We start from the raw sequence: 16,857 nt of genomic DNA on the forward strand, positions 1-16,857 counted from the left end.
CGCAGCGCAGCCTAGCGTTGCATGACGTCGAAGAACGCCTTCAGAAAGGCTTGCATCTGCTCCGCCGTGCCGACACTGACGCGCATCCACTGCGGCCACGCCTCGAATACCCGTCCAACCCGGACCCGGCGTTGTGCAAGTGCTTCGATCACGGGTTTGGCAGGTCGGCCAAGGGCCACCATGAAACAGTTGGCGTGTGCGTCGGTGCAGCGGTAACCGGCCTTTTGCAGGGCGTCGGTAGTGGTCAGAAGAATGTGGCGATTGATGCGTTTGCGTTCGCTGACCAGGTCGCCTTGTTGCAGGCTGGCGATACCGCCCATGGCGGCGGCAAGCGGCACGAAGTTGTAGCCGTTCAGGCGTTGCAGGTCGTGCAGCAACGCCGGTTTGCCGATCGCCAGCCCCAGGCGGGCACCGGCCATGCCATAGAGCTTGGAGAATGTCCTCAACACCAGGACATCGTCATGGCTGACCGCCAGATCCAGGCAGGAAGGGGCGTCGCAAAAGTGGATGTACGCCTCATCGATGATGGCCAGGCTGCCTGCCGGCTTGTGGCTGACCAGGTGCTCGATGTCGGCGCGTGGCGTCAGCGTGCCGGTGGGGTTGTTCGGATTGCACAGGTACAACACCCCGGGCTGGGGGTTGGCGGCAAGCATGCCGCGCACGTCATGGGCGTGGCGGGCATCGAGCGGCACTTCATGCACGGTCGCGCCGACGGCTCTGGCGCCATTGGCCACGGAGTCATAGGTCGGCGCGGCGGTGACCACGGCCCGCTTGTCGGCGTGGCGGGCCAGGGCATATTGCAACGGTGAGCGGGAGCCGCAGAAGACTGCCACATGGTCTTCGGGCACGTTGTGCTGCCGCGCGAACAGCTCGATCAGGCGATATTCATGCTCCGGAAAGTAATGCCCGCTCTGGCGTATCCCCAGGCTCATTGCCTGGAGCGCCGAGGGGCAGGGGCCGTAAGGGCTCTCGTTGTAGTCCAGGCGGATGATGTCATCGTCCACCGTCGGATCGCCCGCTGCGCCCGCTGCGCCCGCCGCCCAGGCGGGCATGGCGGGTACGAGGCCGGTCAAGGTGGCTGCCGCTACGAAACGGCGTCTGCTCAAAGCGGACATGGTCACTCTCCCTGTAGGTTGTCAGTTGTGCTCGCCGTCCTTGAGGTCGCGGGCTACCCGAAAGCCCAGCCAGTCACCGCGCACTTCGGGTTCGCGCTCGTTGCGGTTGCCCGAGCGGGAGAAGATGGGCGGTTCCAGGTAGTCGTTGCCGCGGATCTGCCGGTGCGTGCAGGTGCCACCTGTGGTCCAGGCGCTGCCATCGGTGGGCGCACCGACATAATCGGTGTGCCAGCAGTCTTCGACCCACTCGTAGATGTTGCCATGCATGTCATACATGCCGAACGCGTTGGCCGGGAAGCTGCCGACCGGCGCCGTGTAGGTGAAGCCATCCCGTGGCCCGTAAGTGTTGGCATGCTTGCTGATCTGATACTCGCCTTCCTCATCGAAGGGGAACGGGAAAGGACCGGTGGAGCCAGCGCGACCTGCGTATTCGCGTTCGGCCTCGCTGACCATGCGGTAAGGCTTGCCGGTTTTCTTCGCCAGCCAGCCAATATAGCCGCGCGCTTCCTCCCAGGTCATGCAGACCGCTGGCTGGGTAGGCCCTTGCGGGTAACTGGGCTTGCCGTTCTTGCACAGACGGCCCGGGCGATCGTCGCCGTCGGGCAGCACGGTGTGGGTGTCCCTGGCATAGGCTTGCCATTGGCTGGCCGTCACGTGGAAGCGACTCATGGCGAAGGCCTTGGCGAATGTTACGGTATGCAGCGGACCTTCATCGTCCTGTTTGCCCAGTTCGTCATCGGGGGTGCCCATCACGTAGCTGCCGGCGGGCAGCACGACCATTTCCGGGCAATCCTTGCAGTCCTTGAAGACCTTGCCCGGTGCACTCGGGGCGCCAGCGAGGGCATCGAGCGACAGCGAGAGACAACCGAGGGCAATCAGTGAGGTCAGCCGTTTCATGGGGTTCCTTGCGGGTAGTGGGCAATGGGAGGTGGGGTGGGCTTGGCAGCTTTCTGGGCGGCTTCCCAAACACGCAGGAAGTTGGCCCCCCAGAGCTTGGCGATGTCTTCATCGGAATAGCCACGCTGCATCAGTTCGGCGGTGACATTGCGGCTCTGGCTGACATTTTCCCAGCCGACCACACCGCCGCCGTCGTTGAAATCGGAACTGATGCCTACATGGTCGATACCGATCTTCTTCACCGCGTAATCGATCGAGTCGACATAGTCGGCCAGGGTGGCCTCTGGCTCGGCGCCGAGGATTTCGTAGAACGGTGTGAGGTATTCACCGAACTTCTTCTCTGACCAGATCGAGAACACCGGGTCGGTGGTGGTGCCCATCTGGGTCTGGTTTTGTACGTCGGGCAAGCCATGCCTGGCACGCAAAGCGTTCATCTTCTCGATGGTGGGGCGCGAGAACGGCTTGAGGTAGTGGGAGTAGGCCACGATATTGACCAGCCCATCGGTGGCCTTGATGTGTGCCAGGTCGGCATCGCTGAGGTTGCGGCGAATGTCCATCAGGCCTTGTACGCCGGTGTGCGAGGCCATGACCGGCGCTCGGCTAAGCTGGGTGACCTGGGTCAGCGCCTGGCTGGACATCTGCGACACGTCGATGACCACGCCGAGGTCGTTGAGCCGGGTGATGGCGCGCCGACCAATCGCGGAAAGCCCGCCCAGCGGGTCGACCGAATCGCCCAGGAAAGGCAGGGGCCGTGCCGAGTCTACCCAGCTGTTGTTACCGACGTAGCCTGGTCCGAATACCCGCATGCCGCGTGCGGCCCAGTGGTCCAGTTTGTCAATGTCGTCGCCCAAAGGCGCGGCATTGAGCATGCTGATGATGATGGCGAACTTGCCTTCACTGACCAGTCGGCGGAAGTCAGCGGGGGTGTAGGCGATGCCGGCCTGTGCAGGGAAATCCTTGGCGATGCTGGTGATGATCCGGTAGCGCACTTCCAGTTCGTTGGCCATTGCGGCCTCGAAGCCTGGGGTGGGGCGGTGTGGCCAGTTGGGCCCACTCCAGAATTCCGGCCATGACCAGATCGCGATCGAAGCGCCGCTCAGGCGGCCTTTGGCGGCTTTCACCAGATCGAACTGTGTCGGGCCATCGCGGTTTGCTTCCTCGCCATCGGTGCCATAGCTCAGCGGCACATCGAGGTGCGCATCCAGGGCCGGGATGCGCGCCTGCAGGGCGTTGGCTCGCTGTTCGATTTCCCGGCTGTAGGGGTGCTTGGCAAGGTAAACCCAGTACCACCAGGCGCCTGCGGCCATCAGGAGCAGGAGCAGAAGTGCCAATGCCCATGGCCATCTGCGCGAAAACAAAGCCGGTTTCTTCATTGCGTACTCGATCGCCTGCACGACGGCCCCATGCCGTTCGAACTTGCTGGGTGAAACGAGCCGGGGCAAAGAGAATTTAGCAACCCTCTAAATCGCTTCCTCAACCATTCGTTTTTGCAGCAGTAGTCACGTCATGAGTACAGTGGATGAAAGTGTCACGTCGAAAGATCCTGGCAGGCCTGGTGGCTGCCGGTGTAGCTCTGCCTGCCGGCTATTACGCACAGCAGGAGTGGCAGCGGGCCCAGGAAGCGGAGCTGAGCAGTGACGAACCTGCGGTGCCGGTCGACGACCTGCCCAATGCGCTGCTGGGGGAACGCCTGGTCGGGATCTGGGACTGGCGCCTGACAGGCAATCACCCGGCGCTGGCTGTGCTGGCCGGGCCGCAGCAGCTGTTGCTCGACGTCGGGCAGGGTGCCCGTGCCTTGCGTGGCTACCTGGGTACCGCGCCGTATGGCGACCGCGGTTTGCAGGTTTACGGGCCGCTGGCTGCCGACCGATTGCCAGCGGTGCGCCTGAAGATAATTGCCGGCCCTGGCGAAGCCTATGACTGCGACGCCGTGCTGGATGAGATATGGGGCGACTGGAGCGAGGGCGGAGGCAGCGCCACCCTGAGTGGGCAAGTGCGTCTGGCAGGGACGCAGGCGGGGCATTCCGGTGTGCAAGCGGGTTTTGTCGCGGTCCGTCGACCATTTGTGCTGGCGCGTGAGCGGCTGCCATTTGTGGCGGCCCTGCACGAGGACCTGATTTCGCCGCAGCGCCGCTACTATCATCAGCTGTGGCATGCCAGCCGCGATCGTTGGCACCGCATCGATGATTCCCGACGGCAGATGGTGCGTGCGCTGGGCTGGCAGGTCGGCCCGTTGGGCAAGGAGCGCAACGCCCGCGGGCATGATCGCCATCGCAACGGCTCCGGCGAGGATTTTCTGTTCATGCATCGGCATATGCTGCACGGGGTACGTAAGGTCCAGGACCTGCGTTCCTGGGCCAGCCTGCCCGCGGCACGTCCTTCGATCGGGCATGGCGCCCAGGCGTTTTTCGATTACCTCGACAACCGCGACGGCTACAGCGTCCCGCCCAATTGGCAGGCGGCCGGCGATGATGCCTTCAGCCAGTGGCTGTACTACGTGAAGAGCACTCAGGGCCTGCACGCCAACTTCCAGCTGTGGGAAGCCCAGCTGCATGACCCGGAATATCTCAGCACCTTGTGCCTGGGAGAGTTGGGGTCGCGTATCGAGTTGGGGGTCCACGATTGGTTGCACATGCGCTGGGCATCCCTGGGGCGCGATCCGAACTCGGATTACCCGATGCCCTACGGGCGTCGCAACTATGATTTTTCCGAACGTTGGTTTCGCGCCGAGAACGACTTTCTTGGCGATCCGTTTTCATCCCACGTGAACCCGGTGTTCTGGGCGTTTCATGGCTGGATCGACGACCGTCTGAACGACTGGTACCTGGCCCACCAGCAGGCGCACCCGGGGGAAGTGAAGCCGCGAATGATCGAGGGTGTTCCGTGGTTTGCGCCGGGGCGCTGGGTGCGTGTGGCCGAGCCTTGGCTAGGGCCCACCCGTGACGGTTGCGGTGCCTGGGGGCTGGGCAATGGAGGCGGCACCGGGAAACTGGACATCGAGACCATGAAGCTGGCCTTGCAGGTCATTTTCAGCCCGGAAGAAGACGCCGATCGCCTGTCTGGCAGGGTGCCACAGCGGCCCTGGTATGCTCGCCATCTTGCACCTGGCCCGCGGCGTGACGGGTTGTAGCGCGGGTGCCCGGCATCGGATCTTCAGTGCCTGTGAGCGCGGGCTCACAGGCGCTGAAGATAGCGTGACAAACTACCTCACCGTCATCCGCGCATCCGTGCCTGTCCACCCCCCGCCCAATGCCTTGTAAAGCGCAACACTGGCCTGCAGCCGCGCCTCACGCAGGCGTACCCGCTCGGCCTGTGCTGCAAACAGGCTGCGTTGCGCCTCCAGCACGCTGAGCAGGTCTTCGGCCCCGGCCCGATAGCGGTTTTCGGCCAGGTCGAACGCGCGCTGTGCCTGGCTAAGCGCCTCATTCTGCCAGCGAGTCTGGCGGTCCAGGCCGTCCACGCTGTTCAGTGCCTTCTCGACTTCGCCGAAGCTGGTTATCAGTACGCTGCGATACGCATCGAGCAACTCGTCCTGGCGAGCGATGGCGCGATCACGCGCAGCGCGCAAGGCGCCATTGTTGAAAATGGGGGCCGTCAGACCGGCACCGAGGTTGAACGCCGGGTTGTGCAGCAGGTCGATGGCCTTTCTGTCGCCGGTGGCCAGGCTGGCCGTCAGGCTTACCGTGGGGAACAGGGCTGCCCGTGCAACGCTGACATCCGCCTGAGCCGCTGCCAGGCGCGCCTCTGCGCTGGCAATGTCCGGGCGACGGGTCAACAGCTGGCTGGGAATGCCGGCGGCAATGCTCGGGCCGCGCAGTTGATCGAAAGGCTGATCGGCAAGCTCAAGTGCCTGCACCGGCACACCGAGCAGGGTTGCCAGGGTGATCTGCGCATCGCGGGCTTCTTGCTGGTAGAGCGGCAACTGTCGTTGCTGATTGGCCACCAGGCTCTCTTGTTGGGCCAGCTCCAGGGCAGTTGACGAGCCAGCCTGGAACCGCGTGCGCACCACATTGAGGATCTTGTCGGCGTTTTCCAGGTTGAGCGTGGCGATGTGGGTCTGCTCGCGAGCGGCGAGGGCTCGCAGATAGGTGTCGGCAACACTGCTCGTCAGGCTCAGCTCGAGGGTGTCACGGTCAAATGCAGTGGCTTGCAGGCCAAGCCGGGCACTGTCCCGTGCAGCGGCATTTGCGCCCCAGAAGTCCAGCTCGTAGCTGGCCGTCAGGGCCGTGTCGAAGTAGCGGTAAGTCCGTTTGCTGCTCGAGGTGTCCTGTTCGCTGTACCCTTGGCCTCGCAGCAGGCGCTGCTGATAGGCGTCGGCGCTGGCGTCCAGGCTCGGCAGCAGAGGGCCACCGGCAATGCGAAGGTCGGCCCGAGCCTGCCTGACCCTGGCCATGGCGGCGCGCAGGTCATGGCTGCCGTGGCGCGCCTGCTCGATGAGCTGGCTCAATTGAGCGCTGTTGAAGGTTGTCCACCACTGCGCCGAGGCAGCCGTGACCCCAGTCGGACCTTGCCAGCTGGCGGGCGCAACAATACCGCTGTCCAAGGGGGCGGGTGGGTGGCTGCAAGCGCCAAGCAGGGTCAGCAGCGGCAGCAGAAAAAGCGGGGTTCTGGTCATGGTCATTCACTGGTCAGAGCGGCGACAGGGTCGAGGGCGGCAGCCTTGCGCGCGGGCATGAAGCCGAAGATGACGCCGGTGGCTACCGAGCAGGCGAAAGCACCCACCATCGCCAGGGCGGAAAACGCCACGGCCACCTGGGCCAGGCTGAGTACCACACCGATCAGCAGCGCCAGGCACACGCCGATAAGGCCACCGGTGAGCGAAAGCACAACGGCCTCGGTCAGAAACTGGCGCAGGATGTCGCGCTGCCGGGCACCGGTGGCGATCCGTATACCGATCTCGCGGGTGCGTTCGCGCACGGTCATGAGCATCACGTTCATCACGCCGATTCCGCCCACCAGCAGCGAAATGGCGGCAATGGCCCCCAGCATCAGGGACAACCCGTTGCGCGTCGCAGCTTCGGCCTGGATCATCGCCGCGCTGTTGTCGATCTCAAAATCTTCGATGCCATTGTGCAGTCTCAGCATCAACTGGCGTATCGCCCGTTCGGCTTCATGCACCTGGGTGCTGTCGGCGGCGCCGATGATCACGTATTCCGGGTGCTGTGTGCCGGACAGCCGTATGGCAGTCGCTGAGTACGGCACTGCGATGCGCAGGTCGTTTCGCTGATTGGCGCCGCTGGAGCCTTTGCTGGCCAGCACGCCGATCACCTGGAAAGGCACGTTCTCGATGAGGATGTATTGGCCGATCGGGTCTTGGCCGTCCACGAACAGCTTTCTGCGCACTTCAGAGCCGATCACGGCCACGGCGGCAGCCGTAGCCAGGTCGTTGTCGGTAAAGAAACTGCCCTCGCTGACGGGCCAGCTCATCAGGGTCGGGAACACCGGCGTATAGCCGCCTATGGTCGATTCGAGATCGCGGTTGCCGAAGCGCACCTGCGCTTCCAGCGTCATGGCCGGCATGATGGATTTCACCTGGGGCAGCTCGGCCAGCGCCTGTACGTCGCTGAGGCGAACGTCGCCGGGTGGGGCGCGCGGAGCGGGAGAGGCGCCGTTCATGAACATGATGTTCGAGCCGAACGCGCCCATCTGGGCCATGACCTGGCGCTTGCTGCCTTCGCCCACCGCCAGCATCACGACCACTGACGCGACGCCGATGATGATCCCCAGCAGGGTCAGCGCGGTGCGTGTACGGTTGCTCCACATGACCCGCCAGGCGGCCTGCAGCGCGTCGCGGGTTTCGCCCAGCCAAGGGCTGCGCTGGGTGTCGGCCCGGGCCAGGCGATGGGCCAGATCATCTGCCTGCAGTGCGCCCTGGCGATCCTGTGGCGGCGCCTGACCGGCGCCACTGTCGCTGATCACTTCGCCGTCGCGGATCTCTATGATGCGCTGCGCACGAGCGGCCACATCGCGGTCATGGGTGATCAGAATCACCACATGGCCCTGCTCGGCCAGCTCATCCAGCAGGCGCATGACCTCGGTGCCACTGTGGCTGTCCAGCGCACCGGTGGGCTCGTCCGCGAGGATGATGTGGCCGCCGTTCATCAATGCCCGGGCGATGGATACCCGTTGTTGCTGGCCACCTGAAAGCTGGCGCGGGCGATTGCCGGTGCGCTCACCCAGGCCCAGGCGTTGCAGCAGGGCCCGGGCCCTTTCGGCGCGCGTGGCAGCGGTGGTCCCGGCGTAGATTGCCGGCATCTCCACGTTCTCTTGCGCCGAGGCGGAGGGGATCAGGTGGTAGCCCTGAAACACGAACCCGAACGCCTCGCGGCGCAACCAGGCCAGCTCGTCATTGTTCAGCCCGGCAACATCCTGGCCGGCGAAGCGATAGCTTCCGGCGCTCGGGCGATCGAGGCAACCCAGGATGTTCATCAGGGTCGACTTGCCGGAACCCGAGGTGCCGACGATGGCGATGAATTCTCCGGCATGGATCTTCAGGTCAATGCCGCGCAACACATCGACCTGAGGGCTGTCACCGCCACCGTAGGATTTACGGATGCCGACCAGTTCTATCAGCGGAGTGTTCATGTCAACCCTCGCTGCCGACAGGGCCGATCAGCAACTTGTCACCTTCATCAAGGCCCTCGAGTACCTGCACGCGCAGGCGGTCGCTGAGCCCGGTGCGTACCTGGCGCGTCTGGACTTCGCCCTTGCCGGTCAGCACGTGGGCAGTCTGCAGCCCCTCGCGCTGGCCGCGTCCCTGCAGTGCGGCGATGGGCACGGTCAATACGTCCTTGGCGGCTCCGGCGACGAAGAACACCTGTGCGGTCATGTCGGCCATCAGCGCATTGTCATCGTTGTCGACGTCCAGCAGCACGGTGTAGAGCACCACGCGCCCGGTCCCGTTGGCACTTGTACCGCTGGCGGCAACCGGGCTGCCGCCGCCTTGACTGAGCTGGTCCAGCGGCTTGGGCGGGATTGGCAAAATTTGCCTGACGGTGCCGGTCCAGCGCCTGCCGCCACTGCCCAAGGTGGTGAAGTAGGCCTGCATGCCGGTCTTGACCTGGCCGATATCGGCTTCCGAGACTTCGGCCCAAACCGTCATCGGCGACAGCTTGGCGATCCGCAGGATCAGCGGGGTGCGCTGCTGTGCGTTCAAGGTCTGCCCCTCGCGTGCATCGACCGCCACCACCGTGCCGCCAATTGGAGCATAGATGCGCGTATAGCCAAGCTCGGCTTCTGCGCTGCGTAACGTGGCCTGTGCCTGGAGAATCTGTGCCTGGTACATGTCAATCCGCGCCTGGGTTGTCAGCACTTTCGCCTGGGCGGTTTGCACATCTTCCTCGCGCGTGGCGCCGTCGTTGGCCATCCGCTGCTGACGCCGCAACTGCTGCTCGGCCAGGACATGCTCGGCGCGTTGCTCCTTGACCTGCGCTTTCAGGGTTTCGATGGCATAGCGCTCGGCATCCAGCCGGGCCTGTTGCGTTGCGGGGTCGATTTCCACCAGCAACTGCCCTTGCTTGACGGTGTCCCCTACCTCGACATGCAAGGTACGGATCTGGCCGGAGGCCTGCGCGCCGACATCGACGTACTGACGGGGTTGCAAGGTGCCCAGAGCGGTGACGCTGGCTTCGATGTTGCCACGGCTGACGCTGACGAAAGGCCGCTTATCGGCTTCGCCGGGCAACAATTGCCAGGCTGCGAGTGCGGCCAGCGGGATCAGGCAAAGCACGAGTGTGACGGCGCGACGAGTAAGGCGTTGAGGGATCATGCAGTATTCCGACCATGAGAGGGCCGCTGTCACCAAGGAGCAGCTAGGGAGGCTGCCGATTAAACGAAAGCGCCAAGGACGGATTTAGCGGGAAGCGCCCGTTGCGGGCGGGGGAAATGTAACAGCGTCTTTAAACTTGATGAGAATTATTATAGTTTAAGCGCCGGCAATGCCATTACTTGGCCTGCACTGCAGTCATATCATCATCGGAAAACAGGGAAAGCGCTTCGATGCCGTCTTCGGGTGTACTGCTCGAGCAATACTATCGTGAACTGGTCGGGTACCTTCGTTCGCGTCTCGGCAGCCGCCATGCTGCCGAGGATATCGCTCAGGAGGCCTATCTGCGGATACTCGAGCGGTGTGACGACACGCAGATCTCCCATCCGCGCGCTTTCCTTTATCGCACGGCCCTGAACCTGGTCACCGATGGCCATCGGCGCAGCAAGGTCCGCCGCGCCGAGCCTTTGGAAGTACTGGAGACCGACGAGCGGTTCTTTGTCGCGCCCGTGCACGGTGTCTGTCGGCAGGAAGAGCGCCTGGCGTTGCTGCAACGTGCGGTGGCCGAATTGAGCGAAACCTGCCGGCAGTGCTTTTTGCTCCGCAAGCTCGAAGGCCTGTCGCATGGCGAGATCGCCACGCGGCTGGGTTTGTCCAAGGCCACGGTGGAAAAACACATCGTCAACGCCATGAAACATTGCCGCCTGCGCATGCGCGAGTGGGCCGAGGCCTGAGCGCACGCGCGGCTGCGCGGCGCGGGTTGCGTTCGCATCAGTTGCCTGACGGTGCACCGAATGTCAGGGCGCCCTTCATCATTGTCGAATGGAAAGGGTAGGAGCAGAAGAACGCGTACGCCTGGCCGGCCTGCAGCACGCGGGTGTCGAAGGTGACCGAATCCTTTTCGCCGCCACCGATTAACCGGGTATGGGCGAGCACGCGCTGGTCGCCCGGCTGGATATAGTCATCGGCTTCACCGGCTGCAGCGCCATCGGTGGTCACGCCTTTTATGTCTTCCTTTTTGGCTAGCACCCAGTTGTGGCCCATGATGTTCCTGGGCATCGTGCCGGTGTGCTGCAGGTTCACCGTGAAGCGTTGGCAGGACTGCGGCACGGTGATCGTCTTCAGGTCGTAGGTCATCTGGTCGGTACTGCGAATGTCCACGGAGCAGGGCTCGGCGGACCATGCGACGCTGGAAAGGCTCAGGGCGAAAAAGGCGAGGGCAGGGCGAAACATCTGGGTACTCCGAAAATGTAAGAGGCAATGCCTTGGGGCATGCGCCTTTTTTATACGAAGCCCGGACGTCAGGGTTTAGGTCGGGCGCTAGCCGCTCGCTTTGCCGGGGGGAGCACGGGTGGTAATCCTGCTTGCCGGGTTAAAGGCAAATGCAAATTCCGTCAGTCAATCACTTGATTTATGCGGGTTTACCGACTTCTATCAAAGAAGACCGCTGCCAGGCGTGACCTTGGCAGTAGCCGTTACTGGCGCAGTACGGTCATGGAGCGTACCCATTACCCAACTGCCCAGGTCCCACCATGGCAAACAAGACCCTGCGCATCCTCATCGCCGACGCCCACCCATGCCAGCGGCTGCAGCTGGAACGGTTGCTCAATGGCCTGGGCTATTACCGGATAGCCCCCGTGGAGAGCTTCGAGGAGCTGCAGCGCCTGGTGCATTGCGCCTTGCAGCCCTTTCATCTGTTGCTGGGCAATATCGAGCTGGCAAACCATGCAGGGGTTGACCTTGAGCGCTTCTGCCGGGTCAGCACGCAAATCCAGCACGCCCTGCTTTACCACTCCAGTCAATTGAGGGTGCCTTCAGTACCGGCGACCGAACGCCAGGCGGTCAGCCTGAGCCTGCCGCACGTGCCAGATAACGAGGCGCTGGAGTCGTTCATGGCGATCATCGACGCGCCACTGCTGGTCGGCAAATTGCCGCTGCCGAGTGGCATGCCGGCTGCTACGGTGCGGCCACGGCCGCGGGCCAACTTCGCGCACACGGTGTTCAACCGCTAGCGGCGCAGCGGGCAGGGCAACGGGGCCGCTATTTGTTATCCTCTTGCCCTTTGCCGATTTGCGGACCCTGCCATGACTGCCATCGATACCGCTCGCCCGCCCCGGTTCAGCCGCGGCGATCACCGGACCTTGGGCCTGGCTGCGTTGGGCGGCGCGCTGGAAATCTACGACTTCATCATTTTCGTGTTCTTTGCGCTTACCCTCAGCCAGTTGTTCTTCCCGCCCGAAATGCCGGAGTGGCTGCGCCTGCTGCAAAGCTTCGGCATCTTCGTCACCGGGTACCTGGCGCGGCCGCTGGGCGGCATCCTGATGGCGCACTTCGCGGACCACCTGGGGCGCAAGCGGGTCTTCAGCCTGAGTATTCTGATGATGGCCTTGCCATGCCTGTTGATCGGGGTAATGCCGACCTATGCCGACATCGGTTATGCCGCGCCGCTGATCCTGCTGGCCTTGCGCATCCTGCAGGGCGCGGCGGTGGGGGGCGAAGTGCCGAGTGCCTGGACCTTCGTCGCCGAACATGCGCCCATCGGGCGGCGCGGTTACGCCTTGGGCTTCCTGCAGGCCGGGCTGACCTTCGGCTACCTGCTGGGGGCGCTGACCGCGACCTTGCTGGCGCAAGTATTCACACCGCAGGAGATCCTCGACTACGCCTGGCGCTACCCGTTCCTGCTCGGTGGGGTGTTTGGTGTGATTGGCGTGTGGCTGCGCCGCTGGCTCAGCGAAACGCCGGTGTTCCTGGCCCTGCGCGCGCGCCAGGAGCAACCGGTGAAGTTCCCGCTGCGAAGGGTACTGGGCGAACACCGCCGGGCGCTGATCCCGGCGGCGTTACTGACCTGTGTGCTGACTTCTGCCGTGGTGGTGCTGGTGGTAATCACCCCAACGGTGATGCAGCAGCGCTTCGGCATGAGCGCCGGGCACACCTTTGCCCTCAGCAGCGTGGGGATTGTCTTCCTCAATATCGGCTGCGTGCTGGCCGGCTTGCTGGTTGACCGCGTGGGCGCCTGGCGCGCGCTGATGCTCTACAGCGTGCTGCTGCCGCTGGGCATTGGCACGTTGTACGCCAGCCTGAATGGGCAGTGGGGCATGACCTGGCTGGCCTACGCGTTGGCGGGTTTGAGTTGCGGTGTGGTGGGGGTGGTGCCGTCGGTGATGGTCGGGCTGTTCCCGGCCGAGATCCGGGTGTCGGGCATTTCCTTCACCTACAACGTGGCCTACGCACTGTGGGCCAGTACCACGCCGCTGGCGCTGATCGCGCTGATGCCGTGGAGCCCGTGGGTGTGTGTCGGGTTTTGTCTGATCATGGGTATGGTTGGGTTGCTGACGGCCCTGTATTTCGGGCGCCGTGAGCCATTGGCGTTTGCGGCAGAGCCGATGGCGATCATGTGTGGTGACAAATGATCGGGTAACGCGCATGGGGCCTTGAGTCATCCTTCCGGGCGGGGGTTATTGGAATAACCTATTGGCCAAATTTAACCTGGAAGGTTAATTTCTCATGGAAAAGAGAACGCCTCACTGTCCGTTGGAAAGGGTAAAAGTCTTGGCTGCTGCAAGGCGCATCAGCCCTACAGGCGCTGCACTGAGAGGCGCCAGAGCCCTGGGAATGGATTATCCGGGCATGCTTGAAGTGATCTCCTGTTTGGAGCGTACTGATTTCTACAAGAGCATGACCAGCCATATGGATCACCGCGTTTGGCAGGACGTCTATCGTCCGCTTACAGCATTTGGGTACGTTTATCTGAAAGTGTCCGTGGTAGACGACGTGCTCATCGTGTCTTTCAAGGAGTTGTAACCATGAGATGTCCAGTATGCGGCGGTGCGGAGCTTGCACCTGATGTTCAGGGGATGCCCTATAGCTATAAAGGAGAGGCGACCGTCATCCCTGACGTAAGTGGCGATTACTGTTGCGCCTGTGGTGAATGTGTACTTAGCCACGATGAAGCCATGCGTGTCAGTAACCTGATGACGGCATTCGAGCGTCAAGTCAACGCAGCTGTTGTGGATCCTTTCTTCATTGCTTCAATCCGCCGTAAGTTCGACCTCGACCAGCGTGAAGCGGGGGAAATTTTCGGGGGTGGCGTCAACGCGTTCTCCCGTTATGAAAACGGCAAGACCACACCACCCGTGGCGTTGGTGAAACTGCTCAAGCTGCTGGATCGCCATCCAGAACTCTTCGAGGAAGTGCGTACTGCCTGATTTTGGCACGTAACAAAAAGCCCCCGGCTCATGAGAACCGGGGGCTTTTTGTTACGGCAAGGGCAGGGCCTTACATGTTCGGGTAGTTCGGCCCGCCAGCGCCTTCAGGGGTAACCCAGGTGATGTTCTGGGCCGGGTCCTTGATGTCGCAGGTCTTGCAGTGCACGCAGTTCTGCGCGTTGATCTGGAAGCGCTTGTTGCCGTCTTCCTGGGTGACCACTTCGTACACGCCCGCCGGGCAGTAGCGCTGGGCCGGCTCGTCGTACAGCGGCAGGTTGCTGGCGATCGGGATGCTCGGGTCGGTCAGCTTCAGGTGGCAGGGCTGTTCCTCTTCGTGGTTGGTGCTGGAGAGGAATACCGAGCTGAGCTTGTCGAAGCTGAGCTTGCCGTCCGGTTTCGGGTAGTCGATCTTTTTCGAGTCGGCGGCCAGCTTGAGGCAGGCGTAGTCCGGCTTGGTATCGTGCAGGGTGAACGGCAGCTTGCCGCCGAACCAGTTCTGGTCCACATAGTTGAACGCGGCGCCCAGCAGCGGGCCGAACTTGTGCATGGCAGGGCCGAAGTTGCGGCTGGCGAACAGTTCTTCGTGCAGCCAGCTGGCCTTGAAGGCGCTGACGTAGCTGTTCAGCTGGTCACCGCCTTCGCTGCCGGCGATCAGGGCGTCGGCCACCGCTTCGGCGGCGAGCATGCCGGACTTCATGGCGGTGTGGCTGCCCTTGATCTTGGCCACGTTCATGGTGCCCAGGTCGCAACCGATCAGTGCGCCACCCTTGAAGACCATTTTCGGCAGCGAGTTGATACCGCCCTTGGCCAGGGCACGGGCACCGTAGCTGATGCGCTTGCCGCCTTCGAGGTACTGGCTGATCACCGGGTGGTGCTTGAGGCGCTGGAATTCGTCGAATGGCGACAGGTACGGGTTGGCGTAGGACAGGTCGACGATCAGGCCAACCACCACCTGGTTGTTTTCCAGGTGATAGAGGAACGATCCACCGGTGTTGTCCTTGGCGACCACATCCAGCGGCCAGCCGGCGGTGTGAACCACCAGGCCCTGCTCGTGTTTGGCCGGGTCGATCTCCCAGATTTCCTTCAGGCCGATGCCGTAGTGCTGGACGTCGGACTCGCTGTCGAGGTTGAAGCGCTTGATCAGCTGCTTGCCGATATGGCCGCGGCAGCCTTCGGCAAACAGGGTGTACTTGGCGCGCAGTTCCATGCCCGGGGTGTACAGGCCGTCCTTCGGGTTGCCTTCGCGGTCGACACCCAGGTCGCCGGTGACGATGCCGCGGACTACGCCGTTGTCGTCGAACAGCGCTTCCTGGGCGGCGAAGCCCGGGTAGATTTCCACGCCCAGGTTCTCGGCCTGCTGGGCCAGCCAGCGGCACAGGTTGCCCAGCGAGATGATGTAGTTGCCATGGTTGTGCATGGTTTTGGGCACGAACAGGTCAGGCACCTTGGTGGCGCTGCCGGCATCCTTGAGCACATAGATGTCGTCGCGCTTCACTTCGGTATTGAGCGGTGCGCCGAGTGCTTTCCAGTCCGGGAACAGTTCGTTCAGGGCGCGGGGTTCGAACACCGCGCCAGAGAGGATGTGGGCGCCGACTTCAGAGCCTTTTTCCACCACGCAGACGCTGATTTCGCTACCGGCTTCGGCGGCCTTCTGCTTCAGGCGGCAGGCGGCGGACAGGCCTGCCGGGCCGGCGCCGACGATGACCACGTCGAATTCCATGTATTCGCGTTCCACTGGTTCTCTCCTACTCATCAAGGCTCGTGCTGTTGCTTTGTCTTATTGGGTGCTTGCGCGCAGTGGCTCATCACGGGAGCGGAACTGTAGCTGCGCAAATGACGGACTACACCGTTTTGTCTTGGCCGCGCATTATATCTACACCACTTGGCAGGTCCAATACAAACGTTTGTTTGAATTTGCCGCAGGCCAGTAAAATCACAGGAACGCGGCTGGAGGGTGACCGATTTGCCGTATTGACCGGATGGGGTGTTACGGTCAAGATACGAGCGGTTTTACGTTCGCCGTAGGCTTGCAGCCGGGCGCAGGTACACCTCTAAAGACCAGGTGTGGAGCAGGGTTTTGCGGCCTTTGGCCGGTTTGTAGTGGAGTTTACACGCCACGACAGAAAATGACCCGTGAGTATTTGTCTCAGGAGTCCGGACAAGACTGTTCGGTCACTGTGAAGTTTGCTCGCTCCGGTACGTTTTTAGAGGTGCCCTTGTACCCACGCGCATCGCCGGGCTCAGCCCCAGGCGACTATCTATTCACCGGAGAGTAACGAGGAATCCATGAAGGTTCTTGTAGCTGTCAAACGAGTGGTCGACTACAACGTCAAGGTTCGCGTCAAGGCGGACAACTCCGGCGTCGACCTTGCTAACGTCAAGATGTCCATGAACCCCTTCTGCGAAATCGCCGTGGAAGAGGCCGTACGCCTGAAGGAAAAAGGCGTTGCGACCGAGATCGTCGTCGTTTCCGTCGGCCCGACCACCGCCCAGGAGCAGCTGCGTACTGCGCTGGCCCTGGGTGCCGACCGTGCCATCCTGGTCGAAGCCGCCGATGAGCTGAATTCGCTGGCCGTGGCCAAGGCGCTGAAAGCCGTTGTCGACAAAGAGCAGCCGCAGCTGGTCATCCTTGGCAAGCAGGCCATCGACAGCGACAACAACCAGACTGGCCAGATGCTGGCTGCGCTGACCGGCTACGCCCAGGGCACCTTCGCCTCCAAGGTCGAAGTCGCTGGCGACAAGCTGAACGTCACCCGTGAAATCGATGGCGGCCTGCAGACCGTATCGCTGAACCTGCCAGCCATCGTCACCACCGACCTGCGCCTGAACGAGCCACGCTATGCGTCGCTGCCGAACATCATGAAGGCCAAGAAGA

General features: G+C 62.8%; 15 protein-coding genes. 7 read left to right on the plus strand and 8 right to left on the minus strand.

The genetic code is table 11. From position 1 onward, the window contains the following. Positions 1-11: 11 nt before the first annotated feature. Genes CKW35_RS22840 through CKW35_RS22850 form a run of 3 tightly spaced genes read right to left on the minus strand, consistent with a single transcriptional unit; the run spans position 12 to position 3,385 of the window. On the minus strand, positions 12-1,115 hold the full coding sequence (locus CKW35_RS22840) for an aminotransferase class I/II-fold pyridoxal phosphate-dependent enzyme (protein ID WP_095116957.1): 1,104 nt from the start codon (positions 1,113-1,115) through the stop codon (positions 12-14). Positions 1,116-1,136: 21 nt separating this feature from the next. After that, a complete protein-coding gene (locus CKW35_RS22845) occupies positions 1,137-2,012 on the minus strand; it encodes a formylglycine-generating enzyme family protein (protein ID WP_016488303.1) in 876 nt (291 codons plus the stop codon). Next, complete coding sequence (locus tag CKW35_RS22850) at positions 2,009-3,385, minus strand: dipeptidase (RefSeq protein WP_016488302.1); 1,377 nt, start codon at positions 3,383-3,385, stop codon at positions 2,009-2,011. The genes CKW35_RS22845 and CKW35_RS22850 overlap by 4 nt, the downstream gene beginning before the upstream one ends. A gap of 146 nt (positions 3,386-3,531) precedes the next feature. Between CKW35_RS22850 and CKW35_RS22855 the strand changes: the two genes are divergently transcribed. Then, positions 3,532-5,142 (plus strand): hypothetical protein, encoded by a 1,611-nt coding sequence (locus CKW35_RS22855; RefSeq protein WP_023048635.1) that lies wholly within the window; start codon positions 3,532-3,534, stop codon positions 5,140-5,142. Between the two features lie 72 nt (positions 5,143-5,214). Here the strand turns inward: CKW35_RS22855 and CKW35_RS22860 are convergent, their stop codons facing one another. From CKW35_RS22860 to CKW35_RS22870, 3 genes are read right to left on the minus strand one after another with little or no spacing between them, the layout of a single operon-like run. After that, positions 5,215-6,633: an efflux transporter outer membrane subunit gene (locus CKW35_RS22860; RefSeq protein ID WP_095116959.1), complete on the minus strand. Its 1,419-nt coding sequence runs from the start codon at positions 6,631-6,633 to the stop codon at positions 5,215-5,217. Further along, positions 6,630-8,597, minus strand: a complete 1,968-nt coding sequence (locus CKW35_RS22865; protein WP_016488299.1) for a MacB family efflux pump subunit — start codon at positions 8,595-8,597, stop codon at positions 6,630-6,632. Before CKW35_RS22865 ends, CKW35_RS22860 begins: the two co-directional genes overlap by 4 nt. Position 8,598: 1 nt before the next feature. Further along, entirely contained in the window at positions 8,599-9,780 is a 1,182-nt protein-coding gene (locus CKW35_RS22870; protein WP_031312009.1) for an efflux RND transporter periplasmic adaptor subunit, read from the minus strand. 230 nt (positions 9,781-10,010) lie between these two features. Between CKW35_RS22870 and CKW35_RS22875 the strand changes: the two genes are divergently transcribed. Continuing rightward, the gene (locus CKW35_RS22875; RefSeq protein WP_095116961.1) at positions 10,011-10,511 is read left to right on the plus strand and encodes a sigma-70 family RNA polymerase sigma factor; all 501 of its coding nucleotides are present in this window, start codon (positions 10,011-10,013) and stop codon (positions 10,509-10,511) included. A gap of 37 nt (positions 10,512-10,548) precedes the next feature. Here the strand turns inward: CKW35_RS22875 and azu are convergent, their stop codons facing one another. After that, positions 10,549-11,010 (minus strand): azurin, encoded by a 462-nt coding sequence (azu, locus tag CKW35_RS22880; protein ID WP_023048064.1) that lies wholly within the window; start codon positions 11,008-11,010, stop codon positions 10,549-10,551. A 299-nt stretch (positions 11,011-11,309) separates the two neighbouring features. Here azu and CKW35_RS22885 point away from each other — a divergent pair, with 299 nt between their 5' ends. The 4 genes from CKW35_RS22885 to CKW35_RS22900 all read left to right on the plus strand — a co-directional run bounded on the left by CKW35_RS22885 (position 11,310) and on the right by CKW35_RS22900 (position 13,982). Then, positions 11,310-11,789, plus strand: a complete 480-nt coding sequence (locus tag CKW35_RS22885; RefSeq protein ID WP_023048065.1) for a hypothetical protein — start codon at positions 11,310-11,312, stop codon at positions 11,787-11,789. A 72-nt stretch (positions 11,790-11,861) separates the two neighbouring features. Then, the gene (locus CKW35_RS22890) at positions 11,862-13,187 is read left to right on the plus strand and encodes an MFS transporter (RefSeq protein WP_060519867.1); all 1,326 of its coding nucleotides are present in this window, start codon (positions 11,862-11,864) and stop codon (positions 13,185-13,187) included. A gap of 94 nt (positions 13,188-13,281) precedes the next feature. Beyond that, positions 13,282-13,578: a type II toxin-antitoxin system MqsR family toxin gene (locus tag CKW35_RS22895; protein WP_060519866.1), complete on the plus strand. Its 297-nt coding sequence runs from the start codon at positions 13,282-13,284 to the stop codon at positions 13,576-13,578. Between the two features lie 2 nt (positions 13,579-13,580). Continuing rightward, positions 13,581-13,982 (plus strand): type II TA system antitoxin MqsA family protein, encoded by a 402-nt coding sequence (locus tag CKW35_RS22900; RefSeq protein WP_095116964.1) that lies wholly within the window; start codon positions 13,581-13,583, stop codon positions 13,980-13,982. Between the two features lie 70 nt (positions 13,983-14,052). On the opposite strand, the gene CKW35_RS22905 is transcribed toward CKW35_RS22900, so the two are convergent. Then, positions 14,053-15,735, minus strand: a complete 1,683-nt coding sequence (locus tag CKW35_RS22905; RefSeq protein ID WP_080641073.1) for an electron transfer flavoprotein-ubiquinone oxidoreductase — start codon at positions 15,733-15,735, stop codon at positions 14,053-14,055. Positions 15,736-16,268: 533 nt separating this feature from the next. Between CKW35_RS22905 and CKW35_RS22910 the strand changes: the two genes are divergently transcribed. Next, a partial coding sequence (locus CKW35_RS22910) for an electron transfer flavoprotein subunit beta/FixA family protein (RefSeq protein WP_095116967.1) occupies positions 16,269-16,857 on the plus strand: 589 nt, incomplete at its 3' end.

The organism is Pseudomonas sp. Irchel 3F3, assembly GCF_900187545.1.
In the GTDB taxonomy this organism is placed as follows: domain Bacteria; phylum Pseudomonadota; class Gammaproteobacteria; order Pseudomonadales; family Pseudomonadaceae; genus Aquipseudomonas; species Aquipseudomonas fortuita.

Coding starts and splice junctions, on each gene's coding strand:
- CKW35_RS22840 (WP_095116957.1), bottom strand. CDS start 1,115: ATGTCCGCTTTGAGCAGACGCCGTTTCGTAGCGGCAGCCACCTTGACC.
- CKW35_RS22890 (WP_060519867.1), top strand. CDS start 11,862: ATGACTGCCATCGATACCGCTCGCCCGCCCCGGTTCAGCCGCGGCGAT.
- CKW35_RS22860 (WP_095116959.1), bottom strand. CDS start 6,633: ATGACCATGACCAGAACCCCGCTTTTTCTGCTGCCGCTGCTGACCCTG.
- CKW35_RS22870 (WP_031312009.1), bottom strand. CDS start 9,780: ATGATCCCTCAACGCCTTACTCGTCGCGCCGTCACACTCGTGCTTTGC.
- CKW35_RS22850 (WP_016488302.1), bottom strand. CDS start 3,385: ATGAAGAAACCGGCTTTGTTTTCGCGCAGATGGCCATGGGCATTGGCA.
- CKW35_RS22855 (WP_023048635.1), top strand. CDS start 3,532: ATGAAAGTGTCACGTCGAAAGATCCTGGCAGGCCTGGTGGCTGCCGGT.
- CKW35_RS22865 (WP_016488299.1), bottom strand. CDS start 8,597: ATGAACACTCCGCTGATAGAACTGGTCGGCATCCGTAAATCCTACGGT.
- CKW35_RS22845 (WP_016488303.1), bottom strand. CDS start 2,012: ATGAAACGGCTGACCTCACTGATTGCCCTCGGTTGTCTCTCGCTGTCG.
- azu (WP_023048064.1), bottom strand. CDS start 11,010: ATGTTTCGCCCTGCCCTCGCCTTTTTCGCCCTGAGCCTTTCCAGCGTC.
- CKW35_RS22875 (WP_095116961.1), top strand. CDS start 10,011: ATGCCGTCTTCGGGTGTACTGCTCGAGCAATACTATCGTGAACTGGTC.
- CKW35_RS22900 (WP_095116964.1), top strand. CDS start 13,581: ATGAGATGTCCAGTATGCGGCGGTGCGGAGCTTGCACCTGATGTTCAG.
- CKW35_RS22895 (WP_060519866.1), top strand. CDS start 13,282: ATGGAAAAGAGAACGCCTCACTGTCCGTTGGAAAGGGTAAAAGTCTTG.
- CKW35_RS22885 (WP_023048065.1), top strand. CDS start 11,310: ATGGCAAACAAGACCCTGCGCATCCTCATCGCCGACGCCCACCCATGC.
- CKW35_RS22905 (WP_080641073.1), bottom strand. CDS start 15,735: ATGAGTAGGAGAGAACCAGTGGAACGCGAATACATGGAATTCGACGTG.